Origin of the sequence: Neisseria uirgultaei (assembly GCF_962719845.1) — a bacterium.
In the GTDB taxonomy this organism is placed as follows: domain Bacteria; phylum Pseudomonadota; class Gammaproteobacteria; order Burkholderiales; family Neisseriaceae; genus Neisseria; species Neisseria bergeri.
In genome coordinates this window covers 32,833-45,495 of sequence record NZ_CAUIYF010000009.1, presented here as the reverse complement: position 1 = coordinate 45,495, position 12,663 = coordinate 32,833, and the positions used below count along the sequence as shown (strand labels likewise).

At 55.5% G+C, this 12,663-nt stretch carries 16 protein-coding genes, 1 tRNA gene and 1 pseudogene; 5 read left to right on the top strand and 13 right to left on the bottom strand.

The genetic code is table 11. The features are described from left to right. The first annotated feature begins 52 nt into the window (after nucleotides 1–52). On the top strand, nucleotides 53–166 hold the full coding sequence (locus Q9J32_RS06940) for a leucyl-tRNA synthetase (RefSeq protein WP_301670317.1): 114 nt from the start codon (nucleotides 53–55) through the stop codon (nucleotides 164–166). 261 nt (nucleotides 167–427) lie between these two features. Then, entirely contained in the window at nucleotides 428–1,135 is a 708-nt protein-coding gene (locus Q9J32_RS06935) for a M48 family metallopeptidase (RefSeq protein ID WP_304666927.1), read from the top strand. Between the two features lie 71 nt (nucleotides 1,136–1,206). On the opposite strand, the gene Q9J32_RS06930 is transcribed toward Q9J32_RS06935, so the two are convergent. The 6 genes and pseudogenes from Q9J32_RS06930 to tpiA all read right to left on the bottom strand — a co-directional run bounded on the left by Q9J32_RS06930 (nucleotide 1,207) and on the right by tpiA (nucleotide 4,242). Then, the gene (locus tag Q9J32_RS06930) at nucleotides 1,207–1,440 is read right to left on the bottom strand and encodes a hypothetical protein (protein WP_301885618.1); all 234 of its coding nucleotides are present in this window, start codon (nucleotides 1,438–1,440) and stop codon (nucleotides 1,207–1,209) included. A 109-nt stretch (nucleotides 1,441–1,549) separates the two neighbouring features. After that, complete coding sequence (locus Q9J32_RS06925) at nucleotides 1,550–1,867, bottom strand: helix-turn-helix domain-containing protein (RefSeq protein ID WP_301885617.1); 318 nt, start codon at nucleotides 1,865–1,867, stop codon at nucleotides 1,550–1,552. Nucleotides 1,868–1,869: 2 nt separating this feature from the next. Further along, a pseudogene (locus Q9J32_RS06920) lies at nucleotides 1,870–2,233 on the bottom strand (type II toxin-antitoxin system RelE/ParE family toxin). Nucleotides 2,234–3,012: 779 nt separating this feature from the next. Next, nucleotides 3,013–3,098: transfer RNA gene (locus Q9J32_RS06915), tRNA-Leu, on the bottom strand. Between the two features lie 13 nt (nucleotides 3,099–3,111). Then, nucleotides 3,112–3,462: a preprotein translocase subunit SecG gene (gene secG / locus Q9J32_RS06910; protein ID WP_301885616.1), complete on the bottom strand. Its 351-nt coding sequence runs from the start codon at nucleotides 3,460–3,462 to the stop codon at nucleotides 3,112–3,114. Nucleotides 3,463–3,468: 6 nt separating this feature from the next. After that, entirely contained in the window at nucleotides 3,469–4,242 is a 774-nt protein-coding gene (gene tpiA / locus Q9J32_RS06905) for a triose-phosphate isomerase (RefSeq protein ID WP_003712638.1), read from the bottom strand. 180 nt (nucleotides 4,243–4,422) lie between these two features. Between tpiA and Q9J32_RS06900 the strand changes: the two genes are divergently transcribed. The 3 genes from Q9J32_RS06900 (at nucleotide 4,423) to Q9J32_RS06890 (ending at nucleotide 6,087) form a co-directional block, all read left to right on the top strand. Then, nucleotides 4,423–4,926, top strand: coding sequence for a free L-methionine (R)-S-oxide reductase MsrC (locus Q9J32_RS06900; protein ID WP_301885615.1), 504 nt, complete (start codon nucleotides 4,423–4,425; stop codon nucleotides 4,924–4,926). 101 nt (nucleotides 4,927–5,027) lie between these two features. After that, nucleotides 5,028–5,684 (top strand): protein-L-isoaspartate O-methyltransferase family protein, encoded by a 657-nt coding sequence (locus tag Q9J32_RS06895; protein WP_301885614.1) that lies wholly within the window; start codon nucleotides 5,028–5,030, stop codon nucleotides 5,682–5,684. Between the two features lie 76 nt (nucleotides 5,685–5,760). Next, nucleotides 5,761–6,087 (top strand): rhodanese-like domain-containing protein, encoded by a 327-nt coding sequence (locus Q9J32_RS06890; RefSeq protein ID WP_301885666.1) that lies wholly within the window; start codon nucleotides 5,761–5,763, stop codon nucleotides 6,085–6,087. A gap of 54 nt (nucleotides 6,088–6,141) precedes the next feature. On the opposite strand, the gene Q9J32_RS06885 is transcribed toward Q9J32_RS06890, so the two are convergent. The 7 genes from Q9J32_RS06885 to tsaB all read right to left on the bottom strand — a co-directional run bounded on the left by Q9J32_RS06885 (nucleotide 6,142) and on the right by tsaB (nucleotide 12,616). Continuing rightward, nucleotides 6,142–8,160: a prolyl oligopeptidase family serine peptidase gene (locus Q9J32_RS06885; protein ID WP_301885613.1), complete on the bottom strand. Its 2,019-nt coding sequence runs from the start codon at nucleotides 8,158–8,160 to the stop codon at nucleotides 6,142–6,144. Between the two features lie 95 nt (nucleotides 8,161–8,255). After that, on the bottom strand, nucleotides 8,256–9,566 hold the full coding sequence (argA, locus tag Q9J32_RS06880) for an amino-acid N-acetyltransferase (protein WP_301885611.1): 1,311 nt from the start codon (nucleotides 9,564–9,566) through the stop codon (nucleotides 8,256–8,258). Further along, a complete protein-coding gene (locus Q9J32_RS06875) occupies nucleotides 9,563–9,994 on the bottom strand; it encodes an MJ0042-type zinc finger domain-containing protein (protein ID WP_301885610.1) in 432 nt (143 codons plus the stop codon). The genes argA and Q9J32_RS06875 overlap by 4 nt, the downstream gene beginning before the upstream one ends. A gap of 73 nt (nucleotides 9,995–10,067) precedes the next feature. Further along, nucleotides 10,068–10,709: an orotate phosphoribosyltransferase gene (pyrE, locus tag Q9J32_RS06870; protein WP_003708289.1), complete on the bottom strand. Its 642-nt coding sequence runs from the start codon at nucleotides 10,707–10,709 to the stop codon at nucleotides 10,068–10,070. A gap of 61 nt (nucleotides 10,710–10,770) precedes the next feature. Beyond that, nucleotides 10,771–11,508, bottom strand: a complete 738-nt coding sequence (locus Q9J32_RS06865; protein ID WP_301885608.1) for a uracil-DNA glycosylase family protein — start codon at nucleotides 11,506–11,508, stop codon at nucleotides 10,771–10,773. Continuing rightward, nucleotides 11,502–11,942, bottom strand: coding sequence for a ribosomal protein S18-alanine N-acetyltransferase (gene rimI / locus Q9J32_RS06860; RefSeq protein WP_301885606.1), 441 nt, complete (start codon nucleotides 11,940–11,942; stop codon nucleotides 11,502–11,504). The genes Q9J32_RS06865 and rimI overlap by 7 nt, the downstream gene beginning before the upstream one ends. Continuing rightward, entirely contained in the window at nucleotides 11,939–12,616 is a 678-nt protein-coding gene (gene tsaB / locus Q9J32_RS06855) for a tRNA (adenosine(37)-N6)-threonylcarbamoyltransferase complex dimerization subunit type 1 TsaB (protein WP_301885605.1), read from the bottom strand. The genes rimI and tsaB overlap by 4 nt, the downstream gene beginning before the upstream one ends. Nucleotides 12,617–12,663: the final 47 nt, after the last annotated feature.

Genomic DNA, 12,663 nt, shown 5'->3' with positions numbered 1-12,663 from the left:
ATTGCCGCAAAAGGCAGCAGCCGTAAAAAAGTCGGGGGATTATTGGCAATTTATGATTGATTTCGACAAACCGGCCGCCTCCGAAGGTGAAGTGAAATCCATAGAAGGCAAGCCTGCCAAGAAAATCATCGCCGTACTGGGAAAGCGGACGGGCATTGCGGTGTAAATCTTTTTTAAAACATTAAATAATGTTAAGATGCCGTCCGAAATCCGTTTTGGATTCAGACGGCATTTTTTAAATTTAATTTTTTAAGGGATAAGCCTAATATGAAATTTCCTTCCTTCCTTCCTTCCTTCCTTCCTTCCTTCCTTTAAACGGATAGTCTGCCTGTCGGCAGTCATTTCGATATTGGGAGGTTGTGCGGTCGTTGCTGATGTTTACGGTCATGATTCCGCCACAATGAACGCTGCGGCTGCCGAAGATTATATGAAAACGGTTGAGTTGAACAAGTCTGCTGGCAATGTCGATACCACATCCAGAACAGCCCGTAGGGTGCAGGCAGTATTTCGACGTATGCTGCCTTATGCCGATGCGGCAAATAATACCGGCCATAAGTTTGACTGGAAAATGACGGTTTTCAAAAACGATGAGCTGAACGCGTGGGCGATGCCCGGCGGGAAAATGGCGTTTTATACGGGGATAGTCGACAAACTCAAGCTGACCGATGACGAAATTGCCGCCATTATGGGGCATGAAATGACGCACGCCCTGCATGAACACGGTAAAAATAAGGTTGGGCAGCAAATCTTGACCAATACGGCGGCGCAGATAGGCACGCAGATTATATTAGACAAAAAACCGGACACTAATCCGGAATTGGTCGGATTGGGTATGGATATTTTGGGGACGTACGGTCTTACCTTGCCTTATAGCCGCAGCTTGGAAGAAGAAGCCGATGAGGGGGGAATGATGTTGATGGCGCAGGCAGGCTATCATCCGGCGGCCGCTGTCAGGGTTTGGGAAAAAATGAATCAGGAAAACGACCAAAACGGCTTTATTTATGCTATTACCTCTACTCATCCGACAAACAATGCCCGTATAGAAAATCTAAAACGGTTGTTGCCGACCGTTATGCCGGTTTATGAGCAAAGTGTCAGAAATAAGGGGCGCGTTAATAAAAAACGTCGGCGGTAAGGGAAGGAAATCGAGAATTTGAGCTGTTGTTTCAAAATGCCGTCTGAAATCGTTTGAGATTCAGACGGCATTTAAACAGTTCTGCGCCCCGCCCGTTTTGCCTTCAAGCCCGCGCCGCTTAAATCCAATCCCCCCTGCAACGGGCGCAAAAAATCCCCGTGCCTTGCGGTCGGGGATGTTTCGGGTTTCGCGCCCGTCTGCGCCGTGCCTTGCTGTCGGGCTATGCCGTCTGCGCCGTGCCTCGCGGTCGGGCTATGCCGTCTGCACCGCCGCCGTTTCGGCTTGGTTTGATGTGGCAGGGGCATTTGTGCGGCTACGCCCTGATATTCGGTTCGGCGGTCTTGCCTGTTTCGTCAGGCATATTCAGCAGCGCGTCTATTGTGAACTTGCTGATTTTGCCGTTTGCCAAGCCGGTTACGCAATGGCTTCGATGCCCTTGTTTTTGACGATGGTCAGCAGCTTCAACGCCGCGCCGCTTGGCTTCTTAACGCCCCGCTCCCAAGCCGAAACGTGATTTTTTCCCACGTTGAGATAGATGGCAAAGGCGGCTTGCGATAGTGCCTCCTTCTCCCTGATTGCCTTGATGTCCCCGCCGCTCAACGGTTTGATTTCGGTCAGGCAGGACTTGTCAAAGCCGCGCATAGTCTTTTTGTCGATTGCGCCGATGTCGTGCAATGCGCTTGCCATTTCGTGGATTACGCCGCTTAGCTCGCTTTTATATTTCCGTTCCATTTTCAAATCTCCTGTAAATCCATTTTGACAATCAGGGCTTCAAGCTCCTGCTTGTTGCACTTGGCGGAATATCGCGCCAAATCCTTCAGGGCTGCCAGTTCTTTATCTGTAATGTTTTCCCTGTCGTTCTTGGCAAAGGCGTAAACAAGAAAATGCCCTGTCTGCCTGTTTGAACAGTATCAGGCTGCGATAGCCGCCGCTTCTGCCTTGTCCTTGCCGCGCTATGCGCTGCTTAATCACGCCGCCGCCCAAATCTGCATCTATCAGCCCGTTATCTGCCCGCTCCACCGCTTCTATCAGCTCGGAATCGCTGATTTTATGTTTCTTGGCAAATTTCGCTATCCACTGGTTTTTGAATATCCGCATCGTGCCGCCGTCAGTTTAGTGATACTTGGAATTATACCAAAGACAGATAAGACGGCAAGCCGCCTTTTGCGCCCCCTGATCCCCACACTTATGCCGTCTGAAAGCACCGGCGGCTAATCTGCCTGTTTTTTAACCAACCGCCGCCAATGGCTCAAATTCCCGTTTTTAGCACGTTTCGCCGTCTTCCTATGCCGCAATATAACCAAGCGGTTTAATCACCTTTCCTACCAAAAATTGGCGTATTTCCGTGCGTTTCCGCTTTCTGTCCCGATGCACCCGCGCCGCTAAGACGGCAAAAAAACGCAAACATACAAAACCCGCCACCAATCCGTTACTACTTGTTACCGTAATTGTTACCGATTTTTATTTTTTTATTATTTTATTTCATATATTTATTTTTATAATATCTTTCAGTAACGGCGGTAACGGGTAAGGGTGGTGCATTTTTATATAGGGATTTTCCGAGAACCAAAAAAACCGCCCTGCATCTTGGACGGTTTCCCCCTCGTTCCCTACGGTTCGTCAGTATTCCCCACAAGCTCTTTTCCGCTTGGCATTCCTGATTTGGCGGTCGTTCAGCTTTATTTTTGCGTTATTTTTCGGATACCGTAAAAATCAGGTTAGTTCAATTAGGGCGGATTGGACGGGATTGTACGGTCAGGAAGGGGGGGCGGCAGGATAATAATCAGCCTGAAATCCTTGTATTGATTGGAATTGGTTGACAGCGTTGGATGGGATTGAACAAAAAACGCCTGAAATTTTCAGGCGTTTTTGTGTGTTGGTGCCGACAGCGAGATTTGAACTCGCACAGCCTACGGCCACTACCCCCTCAAGATAGCGTGTCTACCAATTTCACCATGTCGGCATTTGAAAAACTGTTATTTCTGCTGCTGAGGAACAGGGGCAGAAGGTTCGGTATTGCTTACGGGTTTGGGTGCTTGCTGAGTCTGTTGTATGTTGCTGAAGTCCAAACCGTGTTTTGTCGTGTGGGTGTGAATATACACCATAGCCATGCAGGTTGCAAAGAAAAATGTTGCTGCAACGGCGGTCGAGCGGCTGAGGAAGTTGGCGTTGCCGGCCGAGCCGAATACGCCTTGCGCACTGCCGCTTCCCGATCCGAAGGTCGCGCCGGCATCCGCGCCTTTGCCGTGTTGGAGCAATACTAACACGATGACGGCCAAAGCGGAAATAATATTAATAATCCAAATTAGGGTTTTGAAGGCTTCCATATTTTTCTACGCATTTTGTGCGGCACTGATGATGGCGGTAAAAGAGTCGTACGACAATGACGCGCCGCCGACGAGTGCGCCGTCCACATAAGGTACTGCGAAGATGTCGGCCGCGTTGTCCGCTTTCACACTTCCGCCGTAAAGGACGCGGATTTTAACATCGCTTCCGCACAAAGACAAGATTTCTTTGTAGATGAATGCGTGCATATCGGCAATCTGTTCGACGGTGGCGACTTTGCCGGTGCCGATCGCCCAGACGGGTTCGTAGGCGACGGCGATGTTTTTGGTGTCCAGCCCTTGCAATATGGAGAGTTGGTGGGCGATGACTTCGTGTTCTTTGCCGGCTTCGCGCTCTTCGAGGCTTTCGCCGACGCACAATAATGGGATGAGTCCGACGTTGAGGACGTTTTCCATTTTGCGGCGTTGGATTTCGTTTTTTTCGCCGAAATAGAGGCTGCGTTCGGAGTGTCCGATGAGGACGATGTCTGTTCCGATGTCGGCGAGCATTTCGGCGGATACTTCGCCGGTGTACGCGCCGTTATTGGGGAAGCGGCTCACGTCTTGGGCGCAGGTGAGGATGCGGTTGTTTAAAACGATTTGCATGGCGTTGTGCAGTTGCAGCAGGTAAACGGTCGGGGCGGCGAGCCCGATGAGGACGCGTTCGGCGGTGGGGTGGATGCGGAAGCGGTGCATCAGTGCGTTGTTGTTTTGGAGCCGGCCGTTCATTTTCCAGTTGCCGATGACCCATTTTTGATCCCACATTCCGATTTGGCGATACATCTTTTTTGCTCCGTGTCGTGTTTTTTCTGTCTGCCGCGTGTGGCGCGGTGCAACGTGAAGTTTAGTGGATATGCGGCGGGTTCGCAACTTGAAGCGGTCGGCCGGGGCGGTTTGGAATGTTGTTTCGGGCAGGCTGTTTTATAATGGCTGCCTGATATGTATGCAAATATAGGAGATGTGATGCACGCGCTTCATTTTTCGGCTTCGGACAAGGCCGCGCTTTATCGGGAGGTGTTGCCGCAGATTGAGTCTGTGGTGGCGGATGAGATGGATTGGGTGGCGAATTTGGCGAACACGGCGGCGGTTTTGAAGGAGGCGTTCGGCTGGTTTTGGGTGGGTTTTTATTTGGTCGATACGCGTTCGGACGAATTGGTTTTGGCACCGTTTCAGGGGCCTTTGGCGTGTACGCGGATTCCGTTCGGTCGCGGGGTGTGCGGTCAGGCTTGGGCGAAGGGAGAGACGGTGGTCGTCGGGGATGTCAACGCGTATCCCGACCATATTGCCTGTTCGTCTTTGTCGCGTTCGGAGATTGTCGTGCCGCTGTTTTCAGACGGCCGCTGTATCGGCGTGTTGGACGCGGACAGCGAATATTTGGCGCAGTTTGATGAGACAGATGCTTTGTATTTGGGCGAACTGGCGAAGATTTTGGAGAAGCGATTTGAGGCTTCGCGTCAGGCGGCTTGAGTGAGGGAAAGGGGCGGGCGGAGCGTGCCGAAGTTGGCGCGGCGGGAGTGTGGTTTTATAATGCCTGCCATTGTTGGAACAATTATTTGACGGAGCACTAAATGGATTTTGAAAAAGCGCGGTTCAATATGGTCGAACAGCAGATCCGTCCTTGGGATGTATTGGATTTTGACGTGTTGGACGCTTTGGCGGAGATTCCGCGCGAGCGTTTCGTGAACGGGTCTTTGCAGGGCTTGGCATATGCGGATATGGAACTGCCACTTGCCAACGGGCATAAGATGCTGGAGCCAAAAGTCGTGGCGCGGCTGGCGCAGGGCTTGAAGCTGACGAAAAACGATACGGTTTTGGAAATCGGCACGGGTTCGGGCTATGCGGCCGCGCTGTTGGCAAAATTGGCGGGCAGGGTGGTTTCGGACGACATCGATGCCGAACAGCAAAACCGCGCCAAAGCGGTGTTGGACGGCTTGGGTTTGGACAATATCGATTATGTGCAAAACAACGGGCTGAACGAACTTTCCGCAGGTGCGCCGTTTGATGCGGTTTATGTCGGCGGGGCGGTAAACCTTGTGCCTGAAGTGCTGAAAGAACAGTTGAAAGATGGCGGACGCATGGCGGTTATCGTAGGACGCAAGCCTGTTCAGCGCGCGCTTTTGATTACGCGCAAGGGCGATGTGTTTGAAGAGAAGGTGCTGTTCGATACTTTGGTGGCCAATTTGACCGATAAGGATGCCCATCCTTTCGACAGTTTTAATTTTTGATGTTCGGATTGTGATGCCGTCTGAAAGCAGATTGCGTTTCAGACGGCATTTTGTTCGATTGGGGAAAGGAAACCCGATGGATATTGTGCAACTCTCGCCGTTGGCACTGAAAATTTGGATGGATGAGGGACGGGCGTTCCGACTGTTGGACGTGCGAACGGATGAAGAAGCGGCGATTTGTTCGCTGCCCGATGCGGTACATATCCCGATGAATCTGATTCCGCTACGGCAGAACGAGCTGCCGGACGACGGCGTGCCGCTTGTGGTGTATTGCCATCACGGTATCCGCAGCCTGCATACGGCGATGTATTTGGCGGACGCGGGTTTTGAAAACCTGTACAACCTTCAGGGCGGCATCGATGCATGGGCGGTTGAGGTTGACGCGGAAATAGCGCGTTATTGAAGGCGGCTTCAGACGGCATTCCTTATCGGATACGGTACGGAATGCCGTCTTGATTTATGATGCCAAAAATTCTTTGAGGAACAATAAGACGCACGCCATTTCGTCGGCGGATTCGCGTTGCGTGCCGTTGCCGGTATGGCCGCCGCCGTCAGGCGAGTAGAGCCACGATTGCGCGGAGGTTTCGCGCAGTTTGGCGTAGAACTTGAGCGCGTGGGCGGGATGGACGCGGTCGTCGCTGAGGCTGGTGGTGATGAGTACAGGCGGATAATTGATGCCGTCTGAAAGATTGTGATACGGCGACAATTCGCCCAGCCAGCGTTTGCAGACTTCGTATTTTTGCGGATTGCCGTATTCGTCCGTCCAGCTTGAACCGGCGGACAGCAGCGGATAACGGATCATGTCGGTCAGCGGTACTTCGCACACCAGTGCGCCTATGCTTTGCGGTTCGTGCACGAAGGCGGCGGCGGTAATCAGGCCGCCGTTGCTGCCGCCCTGCAAACCGATGTGTTCGGGCGAACTCATGCCGCGTTCGGACAAATCGCGCACGACGGCCAGTAAATCATCGACGCTTTTGTGTTTGCTCACGCCTTGCGCCGCCTGATGCCAGCGCGGGCCGAATTCGCCGCCGCCGCGTATGTTCGCCAACACAAAGGCGTTACCCTCTTCCAACCAATATTTGCCGACGCTACCCAGATAATGCGGCAATTCGGGAATGCCGAAACCGCCGTAGGCATAAACCAAAGTCGGCGTGTCGGGAGCGGCATTTTTGCCGACGTGGAAATAAGGAATGCGCTCGCCGTCGGCCGAAGTCGTCCAAAACTGCTGCACGTTGATGCCGTCTGAATCAAACTGCTGTGGCTGACGGCGCATGACGGTCAGTTCCATCACGTTCAAATCCAGCGCAAACAGCGTCAGCGGCGTAGTGAAATCGCTGGCGGCAAGGTAAACTACGTCTCCGCCCCACGGCTGGTCGGTCATTTCCAACGCACCCGAAGGCAGGCGCGGCAACTCGACTTCCTGCCATTTACCATCGGTAAAGCGCCACGCTTTCAGACGGCCTTGTACGTTTTCCAGCAGGCTCGCCACCACAAAACGCTTGGTCGTTTCCACGCTTTCCAATGCCTGCGTTTCATCGGGCGCAAACAAAAGTTGCGCCGCCCCGAGTTCGCCCCGATTCAGCTTCACCGCCACCAGCGCGCCGCTCGGATAGCTTTGGTTCGCGCGGTTCCAGTCCTTGCGCAGCGTCAGCAAAAGATGTCCGGCCAGATAGCCGACCACGTCGCAATCATTAGGCAGGTTCAACGGTTTCGCCTCGCCTTCGGCCGACACCTGCAAATAAGTTTTGGTGTAAAAACCGTCCGACGCTTCAATCAAATCAATCGGAGAACCCTGCGGATCAAGGTAACGCCACGCGTTTACCATCATCGCGCCTTTATCGATTTGATACACCGGCAGGCTTTCCTCGAAACTTTTGCCGCGCTCCACCAGCCACACTTCGCGTGGATAGCCAGATTTGGTCAACTGGCGTTCGTCCCAAGCCGGACACACCCACACGCTGTTTTCATCGCGCCACGACACATGGTTTTTACCTGCCGGAAAATGAAAACCGCCTTCTACCAATTCCCCTGCTTCCAAATCCACTTCCAGCGTGTACGCCGTATCGCCGCCTGATTTGCTCAAGGTCAACAACGCGCGGTTGGGCTGCTCCACCAAGTGCGACACCCCGCCCAAATACACATCGTCGCCGAGCAACTCGTCAAAATCCGCCACCGAAAACAGGATTTTCCACTCGGGATAACCCGAACGGTAGGTCGCCGCCGTACACACGCGGTACACGCCCTTCGGATATTCCGCGTCCTGATGGAAATGGTACATCCGCGCGCGGTGTTCCTGACAAAACGGAATCTGCCGCGTGTCCTGCATTTGATTCAAAATGCCGTCTGAAAGCGCGCGCGCTTTGTCGTTTTCCAAAAAACGCGCACGCGTTTCGGCATTCGCTTCAGCAGCGAAGTTTTGCGTTTCGGCGGAATCGAGGTTTTCAAAATGGCGGTAGGGGTCGGGGTAGGATTTCATCGGAGTCCTTGAGGGTCGGGCAGGTCTTTGTCATCGGGGAAATGCCGTCTGAAACGGGGTTCGGACGGCATTTCTGCGGCGGCTTTCCGTTGCGGTCAGCGGTGCAGGCGACGCACCAGAATATGCGAGTTCCGTCCGTTGTTGCGGTAGTCTTTGCGCCGCGTTTCGGGCAACTCGTCTTCCGATGCCGTCTGAAAGCCGCGTTCGGCAAACCATTCGCCGGTATTTGTGGAGAGGGCGAACAGCCTGCTTATGCCCATACTGCGCGCCTTATCGATGATGTGGGCAAGCAGGCGTTCGCCGTAGCCGCCGTCCTGTGCCTGCGGCGAGACGGCAAGGCAGGCGATTTCGCCGCAATCGGCTTCGGCAAAGGTTTTCAGGGCGGCGCAACCGTACAGGTTGCCGTCGTGTTTGAGGATGGAAAATTCGGAAATGTGGTTTTCGAGGTATTCGCGGCTGCGGTGCAGCAGGATGCCCTGTTCTTCCAGCGGGCGGATGAGGGCGGCGATGTGCGGAATGTCGCCGCTGTGCGCCTGACGGATGGAGACGAAGGCTTCTTTGGCAATGGATGTGCCGATGCCGTTGCGGGTGAAGAGTTCTTGCAGCAGGCTGCCGTCGGCGGCCCCGTTGAGGATTTGGACGCGGTGCACGCCGCCTTCGAGCGCGGCAACGGCGGACGAAATCAGCCGTTGCGTTTCGCTGCCGGCGTGTTCTGCCAGCGATTGCGCCTCCTGTGCCGAGAGGGTTTCGGCGAGCGTGCCGTCGGGGCGGGAAATGCCGTCTGAAAGGGTCAGGTAAACGAGTTTTTCGGCCTGAAGCGAGACAGCGACGGAAGCGGCGGCCTGCACCATATCGAGATTGAAGGTTTTGCCGCTGTAGGAATGCCCGAGCGGAGGCAGCCAGACGATATTGCCCGCGTCGAGTTGGAAACGGAGGGCGGCGGTGTCGGTTTTGCGGATAACGCCCGCGTATTCCATATCGGTTCCGTCAATCACACCTATCGGACGGGCGGTCAGGAAGTTGCCCGATACGAGCGGGACGGAAGGCGCGCGCGCAAACCCGGAAACGCTGCCGCACAATGCGGCTTCAAAACGGCTGCGGACGGTGCCGGCAAACTGCTGCGCCTGTCCGAGCGAGGTTTCGTCGGTAACGCGCAAACCCCGGCAATAATGCGGCGTGCGGCCTTGCGCGGCGGCGAGGCGGTCGAGGAAGTGGCGTGCGCCGTGGATGAGGACGAGGCGGATGCCCAGTTGCGACAACAGCCCGATGTCGGCGGCGAGCTTGTTTAAGGTATCGCCTTCGAGCAGGCGGCCGTCTATGCCGGCGACCAGTGTCGTGCCGCGCATTTGGCGGATGTAGGGGGCGGCTTCGCGGAAGTGGGCGACAAAGCTGTCGGGCGCGTTCATAGGATGAAGAGGTAGGAAAGCTGCATAATGAGGACGATAAGTGCGAACAGGGTTGCAATAGTCCAGTTGAACCCTTCCTGACGTGCGGGGGCGGCAGTCTGTACGGGCGCGGGTGTCGCAGCAGGCGCGGCGGTGGTTGCGGGCGGAATATCGGGCGGGGTTGTGCCGCCGTTGAGGATGCCGGCGATTTCGTCGCGGGAAATCTGTTTTTTGCCGATGGCGTGCGTGCCGATGCGGTGGACGAGTTTGACATCCGAAACAGCTTCGGGCAAATCGTTGAATATGGGTTCTTTCGTGCTTGCCAGATGGTCTTTGGCTTTAAACAGCCCTTCGCATTTTTGGCAGACGACGAAGCCTTGGGCGACATTGAGCTGGGTTTCTTTGACCCAAAGGCGGGTTTTGCAGTGCGGACAGAAACAGGCGGGCATGGTATTTCCTCGTGTGTGTCAGGTTTGATGCCGTCTGAGGCGTAAGGCGGTTCGGACGGCATATGCTTTGTTTTTATTCTACGCCGTACTGCCGACGGTAGGCTCGGACGGGTTCGAGGAACTGTCCGAATTCGGGGTTGTTTTGCAACAGGATAAACAAATCGTTCAGGCTGGCGATGGGGGCGACGGGCAGGCCGTATTGTTTTTCCACTTCCTGAACCGCGCTCAATTCACCCGTACCTTTTTCCATACGGTCGAGCGCGATGGCGACACCGGCGGGGGTTGCGCCCTCCGCTTCAATCAGTTTGATTGATTCGCGTACGGATGTGCCGGCGGAAATCACGTCGTCGATAATCAGCACGCGGCCTTTAAGCGGCGCGCCGACCAACACGCCGCCTTCGCCGTGGTCTTTGGCTTCTTTGCGGTTGTAGGCAAACGGGACGTTCACGCCTTTTTCCGCCAGCATCATCGCGGTTGCCGCCGCCAAAATAATGCCTTTGTAGGCGGGGCCGAACAGCATATCGAATCGGATGCCGCTTTCAATGATGGATTGTGCATAGAATTTTGCCAGTTGCAGCGTGGACGCGCCGTCGTTGAAGAGGCCGGCATTGAAGAAGTAAGGCGACTGCCGTCCTGCCTTGGTGGTAAATTCGCCGAATTTTAAGACGTTTTGGGCGAGGGAGAATTTAAGGAAATCTTGGCGGAAATCGGTCATTTTGTGCTTTCTGTCAGGTATTGCGATGCAGTGGTGATTCTACCGCCCCGTGCGGCGCGCTTCAACTGCCGCCGCCTTGCCGCAAGGCGCGTTTCAACTGTTTCAACACCTGCCAGTTTCGGGCTTTGAGTTCGGGTTGGCGCAACAGCTGGGCGGGATGGTCGATGATGAAGAAGGGACGGCTGCCGCACAAAGTTTCAATCATCGTTTGCCGTTCAGGCTGGACAAAAGCCTGCCCGAGGAAAAGGACAGCCGGGGCGCGGCAGCCGTCGAGTTCGCGGGCGATTTGACCCAGCGCATTCGCGACGGCCTGTTCAGACGGCATCGGGTTGCCGACGGCGGCGGTTTTCACCCAGCTGGTCTTGTGTACATAAGCGGCATCCAGTCCTACGGCTTTGAGTATGTTGTCGAGCAGAACACCCGCTTTGCCGTGGAACAGTTGCCCGTAAACCGCATCCTCGATCGGCGGACACAGGCTGACGACGGCAAGCTTGGTGATGCCCGAAGTGGCGGGAACGGGGGCGATGCCGTCTGAAAGGCCGGGCGGGGGCGTTTCGGTTTCAGGCGCGGGTTTGCGCGTAGGTACGGCGGCGGTTTCCAACGCTTTCATCGTTTCGAGCCGCGCCTGAACGTTATGGGGTTGGGAAGGGCGAATCGGCGCGGCACGGACGGTTTGGGGACGTGCCTGTGTCGGGATTGCGGGTGTGTTTTTGGGCGGCAGGACGACGGCGGTCTGTTTCAGCCACATCGGGCCCAAGCCCAAAGCTTCGTGCAGGTGGAGGTAGCGCGCGCTTAACATATTTTCTCCATTAAGACGGCATCTTCGGTTTTACCGTCGGCTGTACGGTAATAGTTTTTCCGCCTGCCCGCATCGGTAAAGCCGTGTGCCGCGTACAGCGAGTGTGCGGCTGCGTTGCTCGCGCGGACTTCGAGCAGCAGGCGTTGCGTGCCTTCAGGCATATGTGCGAACCAATATTCGAGCAGGGCGGACGCGACACCCCGGCGGCGGTATTCCAAAGCGGTGGCAATCAGGTGCAGTTCAGATTCATCGGGCAGGTTCTGCCAAACGATAAAGGCGGCAATCCTGCCGTCTTTTTCCGCAAAGAAAACCTGTTCGGACGGCGAAACGAGTGCGGATTCAAATTGGCGTTGCGTCCACGCGGACGGGTTGCAGACGGCATCGAGCGCGGCGAGTGCGGCGCAGTCGGACGGTGAGGCGCGGCGGATGTTCACGGACGCGCCCTCCGTTCCGCCTGTTCTTTGGCAGTCAGGGCGATTTTGTTGCGGACGTAGAGCAGCTCGGCGTGTGCCGCAGCGACGGCGGGAAAACCGCCTTCCGCCGCCAGATTGAGAAAGTCGGCGGCAGTCGGCATATCGGGTTTGCCTGCGAAGGGCGGACGGTTTTCCAGCGCGAACGCATTGCCGATGCCGTCTGAAAAGACGTGTCCCTCGGGGAGGGCAATGTCTGCCGCCCTACCGACTTGATAATCGCTCAAACGGCGGCGGTTCAGCGTGTCGAACCACGCATAAAACACTTCGCCCATACGCGCGTCCGCAGCGGCGAGTATGCAGCTTTGCGGCGGCGGCAGCGAGGCGGCGGCATCGAGCGAGGGTACGCCGATTAAGGGGGTATCAAACGGCGTTGCCAAACCTTGCGCCACGCCGATGCCGATACGCAGTCCCGTAAACGCGCCGGGACCTTTCGCATAAACAATCGCCCCCAAATCGGCGGCGGTAATGCCCGCATTTCGGAATAGAGTGCGGATTTCCGACAGGATCAGTTCGGATTGGCGGCTGCCGGCCTCTTGATGGAACAGGTGGGTTTCGCCGTCGGCGCGCAGCGCGAGCGACAAATAGGAAGTTCCGGTATCGACGGCGAGGACGGGGCGGTTGAAATCGGCTTGCATGGTGTGGTTCTCGTTGGTTCAGACGGCATTATATAGTGAAACCGGCT

Bases quoted from the DNA above. Each gene is read 5' to 3' on its own strand.
- Q9J32_RS06940 (WP_301670317.1), top strand. From the start codon at position 53: ATGATTGATTTCGACAAACCGGCCGCCTCCGAAGGTGAAGTGAAATCC.
- Q9J32_RS06935 (WP_304666927.1), top strand. From the start codon at position 428: ATGAAAACGGTTGAGTTGAACAAGTCTGCTGGCAATGTCGATACCACA.
- Q9J32_RS06930 (WP_301885618.1), bottom strand. From the start codon at position 1,440: ATGCCCCTGCCACATCAAACCAAGCCGAAACGGCGGCGGTGCAGACGG.
- Q9J32_RS06925 (WP_301885617.1), bottom strand. From the start codon at position 1,867: ATGGAACGGAAATATAAAAGCGAGCTAAGCGGCGTAATCCACGAAATG.
- secG (WP_301885616.1), bottom strand. From the start codon at position 3,462: ATGGAAGCCTTCAAAACCCTAATTTGGATTATTAATATTATTTCCGCT.
- tpiA (WP_003712638.1), bottom strand. From the start codon at position 4,242: ATGTATCGCCAAATCGGAATGTGGGATCAAAAATGGGTCATCGGCAAC.
- Q9J32_RS06900 (WP_301885615.1), top strand. From the start codon at position 4,423: ATGCACGCGCTTCATTTTTCGGCTTCGGACAAGGCCGCGCTTTATCGG.
- Q9J32_RS06895 (WP_301885614.1), top strand. From the start codon at position 5,028: ATGGATTTTGAAAAAGCGCGGTTCAATATGGTCGAACAGCAGATCCGT.
- Q9J32_RS06890 (WP_301885666.1), top strand. From the start codon at position 5,761: ATGGATATTGTGCAACTCTCGCCGTTGGCACTGAAAATTTGGATGGAT.
- Q9J32_RS06885 (WP_301885613.1), bottom strand. From the start codon at position 8,160: ATGAAATCCTACCCCGACCCCTACCGCCATTTTGAAAACCTCGATTCC.
- argA (WP_301885611.1), bottom strand. From the start codon at position 9,566: ATGAACGCGCCCGACAGCTTTGTCGCCCACTTCCGCGAAGCCGCCCCC.
- Q9J32_RS06875 (WP_301885610.1), bottom strand. From the start codon at position 9,994: ATGCCCGCCTGTTTCTGTCCGCACTGCAAAACCCGCCTTTGGGTCAAA.
- pyrE (WP_003708289.1), bottom strand. From the start codon at position 10,709: ATGACCGATTTCCGCCAAGATTTCCTTAAATTCTCCCTCGCCCAAAAC.
- Q9J32_RS06865 (WP_301885608.1), bottom strand. From the start codon at position 11,508: ATGTTAAGCGCGCGCTACCTCCACCTGCACGAAGCTTTGGGCTTGGGC.
- tsaB (WP_301885605.1), bottom strand. From the start codon at position 12,616: ATGCAAGCCGATTTCAACCGCCCCGTCCTCGCCGTCGATACCGGAACT.